Here is a 15,096-nt window from a genome sequence, read left to right on the forward strand (position 1 = left end):
TCGGGTACGTCCTGCCGCTGAGTTTTTTCTGCGGCAGGACGACGCCGAGCACCTCGAGCAACCGGCCGGTCGGTCAGCCGTCGTCATTCCCCTTCGCAGATGCCCTCGACAGCGAACTTCTGGTACAGGTGCGGGTAGGCGACGGTGCCCGCAGGGTAGCCCCTCAGGTGCGAGGCGAACTCCGGTGTGCCGAGCGCTGCACGGAGGTGCTCGGTGGATTTCCAGACTGCGACGTTGGTGAAAAGCCGGCTGCCGCCGATGCCCCGGTACAGCTGCACCGAGAGGAGGCTCCCCGACTCCTTCATGTACTCCGCGTCGTCCGTCCAGGCGGCCACCACCTCATTCTCCTTGCCGTCCGGGGCGACAAAGGTGTTGATGATGGTGACCGGGCCGGCCTCCTCCTTCTGCTGGTCGTGGAAGTGGGTGGACTCGTCGAGGTGGCCGAACTGCAGCATGTTTCCTCCATGAACTCGCGTGTGGTGAGTTGTGATCATTGGGCGGTCCGGGCGAGGGGCCAGGCCGCTGTGGCCCCCGCCCGTGGGTGGGTTCAGGCGTGGTGCTTGCCGAGGAAGTCGGTGACGAGCTGCAGCCACTCCGCGGTCCGCTCCAGCATCGGCAGATGGCCGGTGGCGATTTCCGCGAGCTGCGCGCCGGGGATGGTCTCGGCGAGTTGGCGGTGCAGGGCGGTGGAGGTGAGCCGGTCGTCGGTGGTCGAGACGACCAGGGTGGGGACCGTGATGCCGGCTAGGTCGTCCCGGACATCGACCTGGCCGACGAGGTCGGTCTGCTCGGAGCTGCCGTCGGCCGCGCCGGCGGCGACGTAGCCAAGGGTCTGCCGCAGCTGCTCGGCGGGCATGGACTCCAGCGCCTGGGTGCCGAGGGCCATCATGAGCTGGAATTCGGCGAGCAGTTCGCGGTCGCCGGACGCGGCGATCTTGCTCCAGACCGAGGAGGCGAGAGCGAGCCGGTTGTCGCGGTGCGGGAAAGAGGCGGTCAGGACGAGCGCGGTGACGCGCCCGGGGTGGCGGGTGGCGGCGCGGATGGCGACCGGGCCGCCGAGGGAGTAGCCGGACACGGCGAAGCGGTCGAGGTCCTCCGCGTCGGCGGCGGCGATGAGCTGGTCGGCGAGGTCGTCGACGGACAGCGGAGTGGTGGAGCGGGGGGTGTCGCCGCTGCCGGGGTAGTCGATGCCGACGACAGTGTTGCGGGCGGCGAGTCCTTCCAGGACGGGGCCGTAGGTACCGGCCAGGCTGCTGCCGGCGCCGTGGGCGAGGAGCAGGCCGGGGCCGGAGCCGAGGCGAGTGCGGGCGAACGTGGGTGCGGTCAGGTTGCGGAGTGACATGACTGTCTGCCTTTCGGATGCGCCGACACACGAGAATCATCCAGTGCGTGTGATTACGTCTCCAGGTCTATCACACGGAGCGTATGATTCGGGCGTGTGACGTCAATCACACACTTCGTATGATGTGCCGGTAGGGTGGCGGTATGAAGCAGCCTCTCCACCGCCGACAGCCGACCCCGGGCAACCCGCGCGTGCAGCGCACCCGCAACCGCGTGCTGGCCGTCGCGCGGGAACTGCTGCCCCAGGTCGGACCGGCCGGGCTGACCTACGCCCTGCTGGCCGAGCGGTCAGACGTCACCCGCCAGACTCTCTACCGCCACTGGCCCACCCGAGCCGCGCTGCTCTTCGACCTCGTTCTCGAAGGCCCCGACCTCGGCACCTACCCCGAACCGGGCAGCGACGTCGGCGCCGTGGCCACCGCCTGGCTGAAGAGCCTGCGCGCCGGCGTCAGCGTGCCGGCCGTGCGCACCGCGGCCCTGGCCGTCACCGCCCAGGCCGACCACGACCCCGACAGCGCCCGGGCCCTCGTCCGCATCAGCGAAGACCGCTACGCCGGCTTCAACAGGCTGCTGGAGCCTTCCGGCATCCAGATCAGCGACGACGAGTTCACCCTGCTGTACGGGCCCGTCCTCGCCCGGCTCTTCCTCGACCGCGGCCAGGTCACCGATGCCTTCATCGACGCCGTCGTGGCCCAGTGGATCACCACGCTGCAGCCTGCCGACGCACCGCAGGACCCCCGGCAGTAGTCGCCGAAAGCTCCTGACGGAGGGGAACAACCGTGTCCAGGCGACGAACCGGACTCGTGTCAACCCGTCACCGCCACCCCTGCCGAGTGAGCCTGGCCGCCCGCTGCCGCACACCCGGCATGGCCGCCGGCCAGCTGCTCGTGTAGCCAGTCGATTGGCTTCATGGAGGCTTCATGTGCTGAGTGGTCCAGGTCACGCGAGGTCATTACGTGCACAGCCCCGCGTAACGGCCTACGCCGACCACATCGCCGACGCGTGCGACCGGCCCAGCTGTCTTGATGTGACCTGTGCTGTACCAAAGTGCTAACCATCTCGCTGATTTCGTACCGGCAGCTGTTCAACCCAGTTGACATCAGTGCAGGTCACGACCGTTGCCTTCTTTCAACTATCGATCCTGGTCACAGCGGGCGTCGCCCATGACTGCGGGCGGCTCCGGCCAGTGGACCGGGGCGTCGGCGGGCATGGTGAACAGGCGTCCTTCGTCCGCCGGGTCGCGCGCCTCGTGGAAGCGGAACGCGAGCCGGTCCTCGTACAGCCCGAGCACCTCGATCTTGCCCGCGGCGTGCGACGCCACGTACCGGAACCGGCGGGCCAGACCGTTGAGTTGGGCACGGGCCTGGCCGATCAGGTGCAGGGTGTCCTGGATCGGCAGCATGAAGGATTCGTTGCCGTGGACGGGGCGGCACTGGAACAGGTAGTAGGGGATCACGCCTGCCTCCGCCAACCCGCCCAGGAGCCGCACGAGTTCCGTGACGTCGTCGTTCACGCCACGCAGCACGGGGGTCTGGTTGACCAGGGAAACGCCCCGTGACAGCAGGAGTTCGACCTTGTCGAGAGCCTTCGCCGTCAGTTCTCTGCTGTGGTTGAAGTGCGCGACCACCACCACCCGCCGACCGGTGCTCCGCACGTCGTCGAACGCGCACAGCAGCTCTTCGGTGAGGCGGTCGGGATCGAAGGCGGGCACTTTCGTGCCGATCCGGATGGTCCGGACATGGGGCACCTCGCAGATCTGTCGCAGGACGTCGGCGATTCTGCGCGCCGACAGCATGAGCGGATCTCCGCCGGTGAGCAGGACGTTGTCGATCTCCGTGTGGCGCCGGATGTAGTCGAGGCCCGCCGCCACGTCCAGCCGGGTCTCCCGGCTGTCGGCGGGAGCGATGTGGTGCTCGTCGCCCGTCGCCAGCGTGAAGCGCTTGCGGAAGCAGAAACGGCAGTACGACGCGCAGACCTCGGTCAGGAGCAGCAGTGCCGTCCGCGGGTACTTGTGCTGCAGGCCGCGTACCTGCGTGTTGGCGGCCTCGTCGCTGGCGTCGTAGGGGAAGTCGTCCTCCAGCTCGCTGCGGTGGGGCAGGACCAGCCTGCGCAACGGGTCCGCGGGGTCGTCCCACTGGACGAGCGAGGCGTAGTACCGGGAGACCCGGAACTCGAACTCCTCCAACACCGGTCGCAGGACGGCCAGTTCCGCACGGGGCAGGCTGGCGATCTCCCCGGGGTCGCGGATCACCGAGCCGCGCCGCCCCGGCTGCCCCTCGTCCTCGTGCATGGCCCTCCCCGGAAGCGGCGCCGTGACGCCGGTCGCCTAGCCGCCGACATGGATGAGCGTCGCCCAACGGGTCGGCCGGTCGGGGGCGGCATCCCGCAGCCGGCTGCTGACCTCGTTGAGCACCACCGCGGGCGACGCCGGCCGCCCGGCGTCCCGCTCCTTGCCGAGCGCGGCATAGAACTCGGCGGTGGTGTACGCGGCGATCCGGTCGCCGATGGTCCACAGGGTGCCGACCGCATGCTCGAACCCGGCGAGGCGGAGCGTGGCGCACAGATGCAGGACCTCGTCCGTCAGCACCTCGCCGCCGCGTGCCGTCTCGCAGGCGGACAGATAGACCAACTCACCCCGGCCCAGGGCGAGATCGGACAGCTCCCCGAGAGTGAGCGGGCCGTCCGCCATGATCAGGCCGCTCCTGGACGGGTCCTGCGGATGGCACACGGCATGGCAGGCGAAGTGGACGTGCGTCGCCGTCGCCAGCGCGTCCAGCACCGCCGCCCGGGTCGCCCGCTCCCCGACGAGCAGCCGGGCGTCGCCGAGCCGGGCGATCCGGCGCACCTCCGCCTCGGCGGACTCCAGATCGGCGTACCCCTCGGTGTGCGGCATGGCGACGCCGACGGGATGCGCGGACGTCTGCGCCGTGTCGGGCCGTAGCAGGGCGTGCAAGGTGGGCGTGTAGGACGACACCACACAGTCCAGCGCGCACAGCGGCCCGCCCTTGGCTGTGGGCGGGCGCTCGGCGGCATGCAGCGGAAGCAGGGTGAGATCGCCCGTCGGGCACCACCACACCGGCGGCCGCTCGCCGGGCACGGCCGCATGGTCCAGCGCGAGCCGTCCGAGCACCGGGCCCACGACGTCGTCCCACAGCCGGCCGAGAACCCCCGACACCTCCGACTCGATCGCGCGTCGCGCTTCCTCGTCGTCACGAGCCGCCGCACGGCCGGCCAGTGCGTCGTAGAGGGCGGAGACCTGGGCGCGCACGGCGTCGGGCGTGAGCGACGCCAGCGGTATGACCTCGGGCCCGGCCTCGGTCAGCACGAGCGCGTCGCTGCGGTACCGGCTCACGTTCAGCAGGACCACCGGGCCGTCGGCTGCCACCGTGTCCGGGTCCAGGGGAGTGCGGCGGGGGAAGTCGTGCAGGCCCGGCCGCAGTCTGATCTCGTCGGTCAGGTCGGCCAGCACGCGCGCGGCGCGCTGCCGCATCAGCGCCTGGCCCGGGGCGCCGTCGAGGCGGCCGCCGGCCCCGGGGACTCCCTGGAGGATCTCCCGCAGCCGCTGGTAGTCCGGGGCCAGGTCCGGCGCCAGCGCACGCAGGTCGTCCAGCGCCGTCCGGTGCTCGACCAGGTGCCGCAGCAGCACCCCGCGCCCCTCCTCCAACAGCCGCACCGCGTCGTCGATCCGCCCCAGGTGCAGCGCGCACGCGGCCCCGTCCCGGATCGCCGAGCCCAGCTGCACGAGGTGCAGCTCCCGGTTGCGCCGGGCCGTCAACTCGTCGACCGAGAGCGGGATCAGGCCCGCGAGGCCCGCGAACCCCTCCCAGGCACCGGCCCAGTCCGCCACATCGGCCGCGAGGTTGCCCCAGGCCTGGTACGAGCGCCATTGGACCCAGGCGGGGGCGCTCTCATGACGCGCCGAGGCCTGGAACGCCGCTGTCGCCGCGGCGAGATCGGCGGGCGCGCCCGCCTGGCGGTACCGCGCTTCGTGGGCACGGCCCAGGTGGTTGAGCCGATGCCCGAGCTCGGGATCGACGGGCGCGGTCAGGCGTACGGCCGACTCGGCCAACTTCACGGCCTCGTCGAGCACGTTCGGAGGGATGCTGCCCTCCGACGGGTCCTCCGGCAGCAGCGCCACGACCAGGTTCGACTGGACGCGGGGGAAGACCGGATGGCCCGGGCGGAGCAGACCGAGTGCCTCGCGCATGGCCCGGACCGCTTCGCTGTCGGCGCGCGGGCGACCCGGTGGACCCTGGTTCAGCGCGTTGCCGAGATCGCAGAGCACCATCGGCCGCATCGGATGATCAGGCCCCAGGTCGTCCAGACACCTACGAAACAGGGCGATGCTGTCGGTGAGGGCATCGGGGTTGTGCGTGAACCGGTGCCAGGTGGCGAGGGTATCCGCGAAGTTCATCCGCAGCCCGGTCGGGGACACCTGCGGGCCTGGGGCGTTGTCCAATTCGGCCAGGGCCTGCTCATGGATGACGATCGCCTCGCTGAGCGCGGCGGTGTCACCGGTGAGTTGGCCGAGGTCACGCAGCGCGTTGCCGAGGTTGGTGAGGTGGCCGCCGCGGGTCGACGGGTCGAGATGCGGGTGGTCGAGCACCTGCGGCAGCAGGGCGATCGCCCGCTCCAGGGACGGCGCATGGTTGGCATAGCGGCCGCGGGTCCACAGGGCGGCGCAGAGATTGCCCAGCAGGACGGGGTGGAGAGGGGCGTCGTCCGCGGTGGCCAGCACGGCCGTGTCCGAGAGATCCACGGCCCGTTCGAGGTGCTCCGACCTGCCGGTCACCTCGACGTTCCGCTGGAGCGTGATACTGAGCCGGCTCAAGTGGACGGCGTTTCCGGGAGCGAGGCGATTGGCCTCTTCCAGGAGGGCGACGCCCTCGTCGGCGTGCGCTGCGTCGTGGGTGACCACACCGAGCCGTCCGAGGGCCACACCGAGCACGGCGATCCGCTCAACGCTGCGAGGATCGTCCGTCGGGGCGTTCACCGTCGCCTCCCGCAACCTGGCGACCACCTGCTCCAGCATGTCCACATCGCCGGTCTCGGCGCTCAGTTCCCAGATCGCCGTGAGCTCGTCCTCGAACTCCCCGTCGACCTCAGGGGTGTCCGTGAGCCCACTGATATCCACGACGACCGTGTGCTCCGGATCGGGCGGCTCGCCCTCCATGAACTCGAACAGGTGGACCGCCGTCATCGCGTCACGGACGGCCTGCTCTCCCGTGCCCAACTCGGCTCGCAGAGAGTGCAGTTGGGCCAGTGCGAGCAGGGCGACCGGCTCGGCGTGCGGATCCGGGGCGATCGTCCGCGCCAGGCGCAGCGCCGCCCGAAGCGCCCCGCGGCCCAGGACATGCCGGGCGTCACCGGTCGCACGGTGACGTTCCAACCGTTTCAACACCCCTCGCAGACGACGCTCCAGGCGATCGGCCGGCGGCATCCGGATCCCCCTGCGTGCCACTCAGCCCGACCCGCTCGGGGGCGGTGGTGGCGGCGGAGCGGGCGAGGTGCCGGGCTGCGCGGAGTCGTCCGCGAGAACCTGCCCGCCGCGGAACTCCCCGTCGTCGTCAGGAGGGAGCGGGAGGACAGGTACCTCCGCGTTCTCCTGCTCGCTCATACGCTCCCCCGAGCGGCCGTGGAGGCCATCATGGCCTCGGTGTGAAGGACCGGTTGCTCCGTAACTGTCCCACCGGACACGAAGTGAGGCTACTGCCCAATGCCCAGTACTCTGGCGGGATTCATACTGTTCGTGGCATTGCTGATGCCGGGCTACGTGTACGAGCGCCGGCGTGCGCGGGCCATCCCCGAGCGCGAGCGCACGCCCTTCGCCGAAACCCTCGCCGTGGTCTTCGTCAGCGTGGTCGTGGACGGGATCCTGCTGCTGGCCTTCGCGTTCCTTGTGCACTTCCTCCCCGACGCGACCCCCGACCCCGCACGCCTCCTCGACGACCCGGGCCACTACCTCGGACACCACTTCCTGCGTACGGTCCTGTGGGCCACCGCCTTCGTCGTGGCGGCCGCGCTCCTCGGGCAGGCCTGGGCGGCACGGCCGCTGCTGCACCGGATCGGCGGCTTCGGCCTACCGGCGAGGATCGCCGAGACCCAGCAGTCCGCATGGTGGCTCGCCTTCCATGAACACCCCGGCTCAACCATTCACGTGGGCTGCATCCTGCATGACGGCTCGTACGTGGCCGGCATCCTGCACAGCTACAGCCGGGTGTCCGCCGAGCACGGCGACCGCGATCTCACCCTGCGCGGAGAGATCACCTACCGGGCCGCGCGCAGCGCCGCCGCCGCACCATTGCCGCAGGTCAACCTCGTCGTGCTCAGCGCCCGCGACATCGCCCTGCTGACGGTGAGCTACGTGCGGACACCGACTCCCACACCCACTCCCGTTCCGGTTCCAGTCCCCGATCCGGTACCGGTGCCGGACTGACCCGACGGCTGCCTTGATGAGACGTACGGGCGTGGCCACACTGTGCATGTGGACACGGAACGCGCCTGGCCCGCGGACCCGGGATGCTTCGGCCCCTCCTCGGTGACCTGGCAGATGCACGGCGACCCCATGATGTGGGTGGCCGGAGTCCGTGCGCTGTACCTCCAGGCGCTGCACCCGCGCACGGTGCGGGGCGTCATGCAGAACTCCGACTTCCGGCGCGACGCGTGGGGCCGGCTCATGCGGACCGCGAACTTCGTGGGGACGACGACGTACGGCACCACCGAGGCCGCCGAGCGGGCGGGCGCCCGGGTGCGGAAGATCCACACCGTGCTGCGGGCGACGGACCCGGACACGGGGGAGCGGTACCGGATCGACGAACCCGAGCTGCTGCTGTGGGTGCACTGCGCGGAGATCGACTCCTATCTGCACGTCCTGCGGCGCTCCGGGTTCCGGCTCACGGACGCCCAGGCCGACCGCTACGTCGGTGAACACCGCGTCAGCGCACGGCTGGTGGGCCTCGACCCCGACGACGTCCCCGCGAATCAGGCCGAGTTGGCGGCGTACTTCGAGAAGGTACTGCCGGAGCTGGCCGCAGGCCCCGAGGCGCGGGACGTGGACGACTTCCTGCGCCGTCCGCCCACCCACCCGCTGCTCGTCCCGGCACGAGCCCTGCTCTGGGGGCGCGTGGCCGGCCTGGCGTACGCCGCTCTGCCGCCGTACGCCCACGAGCTGTACGGCAGAGCGGCCCCCTCACCCGCCACGGTGACCCGGCGCCTGCGTCTCACGGGCACCTTGCTGCGCTCGGTTCCCGCACGTCTTCGCTGGCAACTCCCGCCCAAACACATTATCCGCGCCATGTCACGGCTCGGCCCCGGCTCGCGTCCGGCGCCGTACAAAGTCCCGAGATGACTCGCCATACTGGACAGGCCGGGGAGGGCGAGGCGAGCAGCGACGGGGGCGATCGCGCGAGATGGCGGAGACCAGGCTGATCCAGAGCCGGTACCGGCTGCTCGATCTGATCGGGCGCGGCGGTATGGGCGAGGTGTGGCGCGCCCGCGACGAATCCCTGGGCCGGCAGGTCGCCGTGAAATGCCTCAAGCCCCTGGGCCCGCATCACGATCAGTCCTTCACGCGTGTCCTGCGGGAGAGGTTTCGGCGCGAGGCCCGGGTGGCCGCCGCGCTCCAGCACCGCGGAGTGACCGTGGTGCACGACTTCGGCGAGTCCGACGGAGTGCTGTATCTCGTCATGGAGTTGCTGGAGGGGCGCAACCTCAGTCAGCTCCTGGAGGACAACAAGCACCATCCGCTGCCCGTCGCCGACGTCGTCGAGATCGCCGACCAGGTGACCGCCGCGCTCGCCTACACCCACCAACAGGGCATTGTGCACCGCGACTTGAAGCCCGCGAACATCATGCGCCTGACCGACGGCACCGTGAAGATCTGCGACTTCGGCATCGCCCGCCTCGGCCACGACATCGGCTTCACCTCCCGGCTCACCGGCACCGGCATCGCGATGGGCACCCCGCACTACATGTCGCCCGAACAGATCAGCGGCTCCCAGGTCGACCACCGCAGCGACCTCTACTCGTTCGGCTGCGTGCTGTACGAAATCTCCACCGGGGCCCCGCCGTTCGACCTGGACGACGCGTGGGCGGTCCTGGTCGGGCACCGGGACACGGCTCCCGAGCCGCCGCGCGGCCGGCGGGCCGAACTCCCCGAGTACTTGGAGAAGATCATCCTCGATCTGCTCGCCAAGCGGCCCGAACAGCGGCCGCAGGACGCTCGCGAACTCGGCCGCCGTATCGACGCCGGCCGCACGACACCGGTCTACGTGCCGACCGTGGTGTCGCCCGCCGTACGCCGGCCCGGGACGGAACACCGGCCCCCGGTGCCCTCGACCCGGTCGCGCCCCCAGCAGCCGCCCTCGCGCGAACCCCGGTTGCCCTCCTGGACCCGCGGAATGACCACCGGCCACAAGGCGACCGGCGCCGATTTGCGCAGCACGCCACCGGACGGCGCGGCGGGGCTCACCGGCGAGTGGATCGCCCGGCCGGTCACCACCGACACCCGCGAACCCGCACCCAGCGAACGCCCCACGCCCGCACCGGAGTTGATCACCACGCTCGCCGGGCGACACAACGCCGGGCTCAGCCTGGGACGGCTCGGCCGGTGGACGGAGGCTGGCGAGGTGCACCGCGCGGTCGCCACCGAGCGCGAACAGGCCCTGGGCTCCGACCACCCGGACACCCTCGCCAGCCGCTACGAGGTCGGCTTCACACTCAGCCGCACCGGACGCCCCGCCGAGGCGCTGCGCGAGTACGCGCACGTCGCCCAGGCCAGGGAGCGGGTGCTCGGCGCCGACCACCCCGACACGCTGGCCGCCCGTCAGGAAATGGCGTACGTGCTGGGCCAGTTGGGCCGCCACTTCGAGGCGCACCAGGCCTACACGTCCGTACTGGCCGCCCGTGAGCGCGCCATGGGCCCCGACCACCCCGACACCCTGCGCTGCCGCCACAATCTGGCCTTCAACCTGAGCAGGCTCGGGCGCCTGGAGGACTCGTACCGCATGGCGATCGGGGTGGCGTCGGCCCGCGCCCGGGTGCTCGGTGCGACCCACCCCGACACCCTCGTCACCCGGTACGAAGTCGCCTACGCACTCGGCCAGTTGGGTCGTTGGCCCGAGGCGCTCCAGACCTACCGGGAAGTGGCCGACGCACGCGCCCGCGCCCTGGGCCCCGACCATCCGGACACGCTGGCCGCCCGCTACGAGGTCGGTATCAGCCTCGGCCGGCTCGGCCGCAGCGCGCAGGCCCTGGAGCTTTACCGCGACCTGATCGACGACCGCACCCGTGTGCACGGCCCCGCCCACCCCGAGACCCTGCGCGCCCGGCACGGACTCGGCGTCAACCTCGGCCGGATGGGCCGCTGGGAGGAGGCGCTCGCCGAGTCCCGCGACGTGTGCGCGATCCGCGAACGCGTCCTGGGCCCCGACCACCCGGACACCCTCGTCAGCCGTCGCGAGGTCGCCGTCGGCCTCGGCTGGCTCGGCCGCTGGGCCGACGCCCTGGCCGAGTACCGCCGCGTCGCCGCAGCCCGCGAACGCGTGCTCGGCGCCGACCACCCCGACGCCCTCGCCAGCCGCAACGACGAGGCGCACTGCCTGGAACAGCTCGGCCGCGGCCCGGAGGCGGCGGAGCTGTACCGCAGGGTGGCGGCACTGCGGCAGCAGCGGGCGTCCGGCGGACATTGAGCGTCGTGGGGACACCGAGCTGCCGGTGGACGCCGAGCTTCCGATGGACACTGACCGACGGAACAGTCCGAACCCGTGCCCGGACACCCGTACGGCCGACTGCCGCGCACCTCTGGCCGCCGTAGATCATCCCGTGCTACGAAGAGGCATGCCTGCACACGAGGGATACGACGCCGTCATCGTCGGCGGTGGCCACAACGGCCTGGTCGCCGCCGCCTACCTGGCCCGGGCCGGGCAATCGGTCCTGGTCCTGGAGCGCCTCGGGACCACCGGGGGCGCCGCCGTGTCCACCCGGCCGTTCGCCGGCGTCGACGCACGGCTGTCGCGCTACTCGTACCTGGTCAGCCTGCTGCCCCGGAAGATCGTGCGGGACCTCGGGCTCGACTTCCGCGTCCGTGGGCGCACCGTGTCCTCGTACACGCCCGTCGAGCGGGACGGACGGCCCACCGGACTGCTGGTCGGCGGCGGCGAGCGGCGCACGCGCGAGGCGTTCGCCCGGCTGACCGGCTCGAACGACGAATACGCGGCGTGGCAGCGGTTCTACGGCATGACGGGCCGCGTCGCCCAGCGAGTGTTCCCCACGCTCACCGAACCCCTCCCCAGTCGCGACGAGCTGCGCGCCCGTGTCGACGACGAGGAGGCCTGGCGGCTGCTGTTCGAGGAGCCGATCGGCACGGCCGTCGAGGAGTACTTCACCGACGACCTCGTGCGCGGTGTCGTCCTCACCGACGCGCTCATCGGCACGTTCGCCGACGCCCACGACACCTCGCTGCGGCAGAACCGCTGCTTCCTCTACCACGTCATCGGCGGTGGCACCGGCGCCTGGGACGTCCCCGTCGGCGGCATGGGCGCCCTCACCGACGCGATCGCCACGGCGGCGCGCGCCGCGGGCGCCGTCGTCGCCACGGGGCACGAGGCGGTGCGGATCGAGACGGACGGACAGGCCGCCGAGGTCACCTACCGGACCGCCGACGGTGACGGCGTCGTCGCGGCCCGGCACGTCCTGGTGAACGCCTCGCCGCAGGAACTCCCCGCCCTCACCGGCGACGCACCGCCCGCCCCGGCCGAGGGCGCCCAGCTCAAGGTGAACATGCTGCTCACCCGGCTTCCGAAGCTGCGCGACACCTCCGTGGACCCGCGCGAGGCGTTCGCCGGCACCTTCCACATCGCCGAGGGCTACGAGCAGTTGGCGACCGCATACGCCCAGGCCGCGTCCGGTGAACTGCCCGCCGCGCCGCCCTCGGAGATCTACTGCCACTCCCTCACCGACCCGACCATCCTCGGCCCCGACCTCGTCGAGCAGGGCTACCAGACCCTCACCCTCTTCGGCCTGCACACGCCCGCCAGGCTCTTCGCCCACGACAACGACACCGTGCGCGACGAACTCCTCAAGTCGACTCTGGCGCAACTCGACGCCCACCTCGCCGAACCGCTCGCCGACTGCCTTGCCACCGACGCCGACGGCCGCCCCTGCATCGAGGCGAAGACCCCGCTCGACCTGGAGCGCGACCTCAGGCTGCCCGGCGGCAACATCTTCCACCGCGACCTGGCCTTCCCCTACGTCCAGGAGGAAACCGGCCGCTGGGGCGTGGAGACCGGGCACGCCAACGTGCTGCTGTGCGGCGCGGGCGCGGTGCGCGGCGGCGGGGTGAGCGGGGTGCCGGGGCACAACGCGGCGATGGCGGTGCTCGAAGATCTCGAAGCCCGTGGCCTGATGTAGTCGTACGCCATAGGCTGCACCGCTATGACATACGGAGGCGGGGACGGTACGGGACAGGCCGAGCGGCTCAGGGAGTACGTCACCGAGCGTGTCCTGCGGGCACCCGACTTCCCCTCGGCCGTCGCCGAGTACATCAGGGCCATGCTGACCTTCCAGCAGGCCCACCGTGTACGCCTCGCCGAGGAGACGGATCTCGACTGGGAGGACCTGGCGACCCTCTTCTCGGTGGGCCAACAGGCAGGCGTGTTCCGGGAGTTCGACGCACGCGTCATGTCCTTGGCGCTCGGCGGCGCGATCGACGCGGTGGTCGCGCACTGGCTCGACCACCCCGAGATCGACCTGACCGCGGCGGCGGACGAACTGGAGACGTTCGCACTGAACGCCATCGAGCAGCGCGGGACGGGTTTCCCGCGCTGACACCCTCTGGGTGGGTGCGGTGGGGCGGTCAGTCGGCCGACGCGGTCCAGCCCACGGCCTCGATGCGTGCCGCGTCCGCCGGCCGGGCCTCGTCGAAGGCCACGTCGCCGCCCGCTTCGACCCGCAGCCCGTCGACGTACGCTCCCCGGCCGACGTACAGCCGGTCGGTCGTGTACCGCCAGCGCAGGGTGAGGCGCCGGGCCTCGGGCAGGGCCGCGCCGAGCCGGTGCCAGACGCGGCCCGACCAGCCGGTGACCGAGCCGGTGGGATGCTCGGCGGGGTCTTCGCCGTGGTGCCGGGTGGTGAACGGGAGCGGCTGCCAGGTCGCGCCGTCGTCGGTGGAGGACTCCAGGAAGAGGGCGTCCGACTGGGGTTCGGTGTCCCACCACAGGGCGCAGCGCAGGAGTGCGGAGCCGGCCGTGGTGTCGAGCGCGGGCAGGGTGAGGGTCGCGGTGGTGGCGTTCGCCATGCCGGAGAACCAGGCGGCGCGTCCCTTGGCGGGGCGCACCGCGACGGCCCGGGCGAGGTCGTTCGCGGTGGCGACTCGGGGAGCGGAGCCGGATCGCCAATTGCGCACCGGGTGGACGGAGTTGCCGAGGACGATCAGGAACGAGTCGGTCGTCGGGTCGAGGACGAGCGAGGTTCCGGTGAATCCGGTGTGTCCGGCAGTGCGTGGGGTGGCCATCGCGCCCATGTACCAGTGCTGGTAGAGCTCGAAGCCGAGGCCGTGCTCGTCGCCCGGGAAGGCGGTGTTGAAGTCGGTGAACATCAGGTTCACCGTCTCGGGCTTCAGGATGCGCGCTGTGCCGTACACGCCGCCGTTGAGGAGCGTCCGGCCGAGGATCGCGAGGTCCCAGGCGTTGGAGAAGACGCCCGCGTGGCCCGCGACACCGCCGAGGCTGAAGGCGTTCTCGTCGTGTACCTCACCCCACACCAGGCCGCGGTCGAGCCCTGACCAGGGCTTGCGGGCGTCCTCGGTGGCGGCGATCTGCGGTCTCCAGGTGGCGGGCGGGTTGTAGCTGGTGTGGTGCATGCCGAGCGGGGCGGTGATCTCGTCGTGCAGGAGCGTGTCGAGAGTGCGGCCGGTGATCTTCTCCAGGACCAGTTGCAGAGAGATCAGGTTCAGGTCGGAGTAGAGGTACTTGGTGCCCGGCGGGTTGAGCGGTGCCTCGTCCCAGATGAGTTGGAGTTTTCCCTCGCGGGTCGGCGCGTTGTACAGGGGGATCCACGCGCGGAAGCCCGAGGTGTGTGTGAGGAGTTGGCGGATGGTGATGTCCTGCTTGCCCGCGCCCGCGAACTCCGGGAGGTACGAGGCGACCTTGGCCTCCAGCTCCAGCGCGCCGCGCTCCATCTGCTGCACGGCCAGGATCGAGGTGAAGAGCTTGGAGACGGACGCGAGGTCGAAGACCGTGTTCTCGGCCATGGGGATCTGCCGGTCGGCCGGGAACTCGAGGCCGGTGTCGGTCTTCTCGTCGTACGCCGCATAGCGCACGGCCATGCCGATCGGCTGGTGCAGGGCCACGGTGCCGCCCCGCCCGGCCAGCAGCACGGCGCCCGCGTACCAGGGGTGTTTGGGGGAGGGGCCGAGGAACGCCTCGGCGTCCGTGACGAGTTGGCGCAGATGGGCTTCCAGCAGTCCGGCGCGTTCGGCCGATCCGTGGTGGAGGGTCGGGTGCCCGGCGGTCTTCTCCGTGGCGTGAGCCGGTCCGGCGGGGAAGGGGAGGATGGCCAGGGCGCCGCCCAACGCTGCCGTGCGGCGGACCAGTTGGCGGCGGGTCGGACCGCCCGACTCTCTGCCGCCTGCGTCTTCGGTCATCGAGAAGCCTCCCGCCGCGCCGCCTGAAAGTATCTTTCGGGGATCGATCTGCGGAGTGAAACTTTCGTGTCAGGCGCAGGGTGTGTCAACCCCGCCCGAAGGGCGCTTTCGAG

12 protein-coding genes are annotated in these 15,096 nt (G+C 71.3%); 6 read left to right on the forward strand and 6 right to left on the reverse strand.

What is annotated here, in order from left to right; translation table 11 throughout:
• Positions 1–83: 83 nt before the first annotated feature.
• Positions 84–455 carry an antibiotic biosynthesis monooxygenase gene (locus tag AB5J56_RS42205; RefSeq protein WP_369241317.1) on the reverse strand — a complete coding sequence of 124 codons (372 nt, stop codon included), beginning with the start codon at positions 453–455 and terminating at the stop codon, positions 84–86.
• A gap of 92 nt (positions 456–547) precedes the next feature.
• On the reverse strand, positions 548–1,342 hold the full coding sequence (locus tag AB5J56_RS42210; RefSeq protein WP_369241319.1) for an alpha/beta fold hydrolase: 795 nt from the start codon (positions 1,340–1,342) through the stop codon (positions 548–550).
• Between the two features lie 143 nt (positions 1,343–1,485).
• Between AB5J56_RS42210 and AB5J56_RS42215 the strand changes: the two genes are divergently transcribed.
• Complete coding sequence (locus AB5J56_RS42215; protein ID WP_369241322.1) at positions 1,486–2,088, forward strand: TetR/AcrR family transcriptional regulator; 603 nt, start codon at positions 1,486–1,488, stop codon at positions 2,086–2,088.
• A 385-nt stretch (positions 2,089–2,473) separates the two neighbouring features.
• On the opposite strand, the gene AB5J56_RS42220 is transcribed toward AB5J56_RS42215, so the two are convergent.
• From AB5J56_RS42220 to AB5J56_RS42230, 3 genes are all read right to left on the reverse strand, one after another.
• On the reverse strand, positions 2,474–3,631 hold the full coding sequence (locus AB5J56_RS42220) for a KamA family radical SAM protein (protein WP_369241324.1): 1,158 nt from the start codon (positions 3,629–3,631) through the stop codon (positions 2,474–2,476).
• Between the two features lie 36 nt (positions 3,632–3,667).
• Positions 3,668–6,730: a CHAT domain-containing protein gene (locus AB5J56_RS42225; RefSeq protein ID WP_369241326.1), complete on the reverse strand. Its 3,063-nt coding sequence runs from the start codon at positions 6,728–6,730 to the stop codon at positions 3,668–3,670.
• 72 nt (positions 6,731–6,802) lie between these two features.
• Positions 6,803–6,958: a hypothetical protein gene (locus AB5J56_RS42230; protein WP_369241328.1), complete on the reverse strand. Its 156-nt coding sequence runs from the start codon at positions 6,956–6,958 to the stop codon at positions 6,803–6,805.
• A 99-nt stretch (positions 6,959–7,057) separates the two neighbouring features.
• Between AB5J56_RS42230 and AB5J56_RS42235 the strand changes: the two genes are divergently transcribed.
• The 5 genes from AB5J56_RS42235 to AB5J56_RS42255 all read left to right on the forward strand — a co-directional run bounded on the left by AB5J56_RS42235 (position 7,058) and on the right by AB5J56_RS42255 (position 13,167).
• Positions 7,058–7,777, forward strand: coding sequence for a DUF6338 family protein (locus AB5J56_RS42235; RefSeq protein ID WP_369241330.1), 720 nt, complete (start codon positions 7,058–7,060; stop codon positions 7,775–7,777).
• 114 nt (positions 7,778–7,891) lie between these two features.
• Positions 7,892–8,689: an oxygenase MpaB family protein gene (locus tag AB5J56_RS42240; protein WP_369243111.1), complete on the forward strand. Its 798-nt coding sequence runs from the start codon at positions 7,892–7,894 to the stop codon at positions 8,687–8,689.
• Positions 8,690–8,750: 61 nt separating this feature from the next.
• Positions 8,751–11,030: a tetratricopeptide repeat protein gene (locus AB5J56_RS42245; protein ID WP_369241332.1), complete on the forward strand. Its 2,280-nt coding sequence runs from the start codon at positions 8,751–8,753 to the stop codon at positions 11,028–11,030.
• 148 nt (positions 11,031–11,178) lie between these two features.
• Positions 11,179–12,750: a phytoene desaturase family protein gene (locus AB5J56_RS42250; protein ID WP_369241334.1), complete on the forward strand. Its 1,572-nt coding sequence runs from the start codon at positions 11,179–11,181 to the stop codon at positions 12,748–12,750.
• A gap of 24 nt (positions 12,751–12,774) precedes the next feature.
• Complete coding sequence (locus AB5J56_RS42255) at positions 12,775–13,167, forward strand: hypothetical protein (RefSeq protein WP_369241336.1); 393 nt, start codon at positions 12,775–12,777, stop codon at positions 13,165–13,167.
• Between the two features lie 28 nt (positions 13,168–13,195).
• Here the strand turns inward: AB5J56_RS42255 and AB5J56_RS42260 are convergent, their stop codons facing one another.
• Positions 13,196–14,983 (reverse strand): serine hydrolase, encoded by a 1,788-nt coding sequence (locus AB5J56_RS42260; RefSeq protein WP_369241338.1) that lies wholly within the window; start codon positions 14,981–14,983, stop codon positions 13,196–13,198.
• Positions 14,984–15,096 lie beyond the last annotated feature (113 nt).

The sequence above is a fragment of the Streptomyces sp. R21 genome (assembly GCF_041051975.1).
Taxonomy (GTDB): domain Bacteria; phylum Actinomycetota; class Actinomycetes; order Streptomycetales; family Streptomycetaceae; genus Streptomyces.

Bases quoted from the DNA above. Each gene is read 5' to 3' on its own strand.
- AB5J56_RS42205 (WP_369241317.1), bottom strand. From the start codon at position 455: ATGCTGCAGTTCGGCCACCTCGACGAGTCCACCCACTTCCACGACCAG.
- AB5J56_RS42210 (WP_369241319.1), bottom strand. From the start codon at position 1,342: ATGTCACTCCGCAACCTGACCGCACCCACGTTCGCCCGCACTCGCCTC.
- AB5J56_RS42215 (WP_369241322.1), top strand. From the start codon at position 1,486: ATGAAGCAGCCTCTCCACCGCCGACAGCCGACCCCGGGCAACCCGCGC.
- AB5J56_RS42220 (WP_369241324.1), bottom strand. From the start codon at position 3,631: ATGCACGAGGACGAGGGGCAGCCGGGGCGGCGCGGCTCGGTGATCCGC.
- AB5J56_RS42230 (WP_369241328.1), bottom strand. From the start codon at position 6,958: ATGAGCGAGCAGGAGAACGCGGAGGTACCTGTCCTCCCGCTCCCTCCT.
- AB5J56_RS42235 (WP_369241330.1), top strand. From the start codon at position 7,058: ATGCCCAGTACTCTGGCGGGATTCATACTGTTCGTGGCATTGCTGATG.
- AB5J56_RS42240 (WP_369243111.1), top strand. From the start codon at position 7,892: ATGCACGGCGACCCCATGATGTGGGTGGCCGGAGTCCGTGCGCTGTAC.
- AB5J56_RS42245 (WP_369241332.1), top strand. From the start codon at position 8,751: ATGGCGGAGACCAGGCTGATCCAGAGCCGGTACCGGCTGCTCGATCTG.
- AB5J56_RS42250 (WP_369241334.1), top strand. From the start codon at position 11,179: ATGCCTGCACACGAGGGATACGACGCCGTCATCGTCGGCGGTGGCCAC.
- AB5J56_RS42255 (WP_369241336.1), top strand. From the start codon at position 12,775: ATGACATACGGAGGCGGGGACGGTACGGGACAGGCCGAGCGGCTCAGG.
- AB5J56_RS42260 (WP_369241338.1), bottom strand. From the start codon at position 14,983: ATGACCGAAGACGCAGGCGGCAGAGAGTCGGGCGGTCCGACCCGCCGC.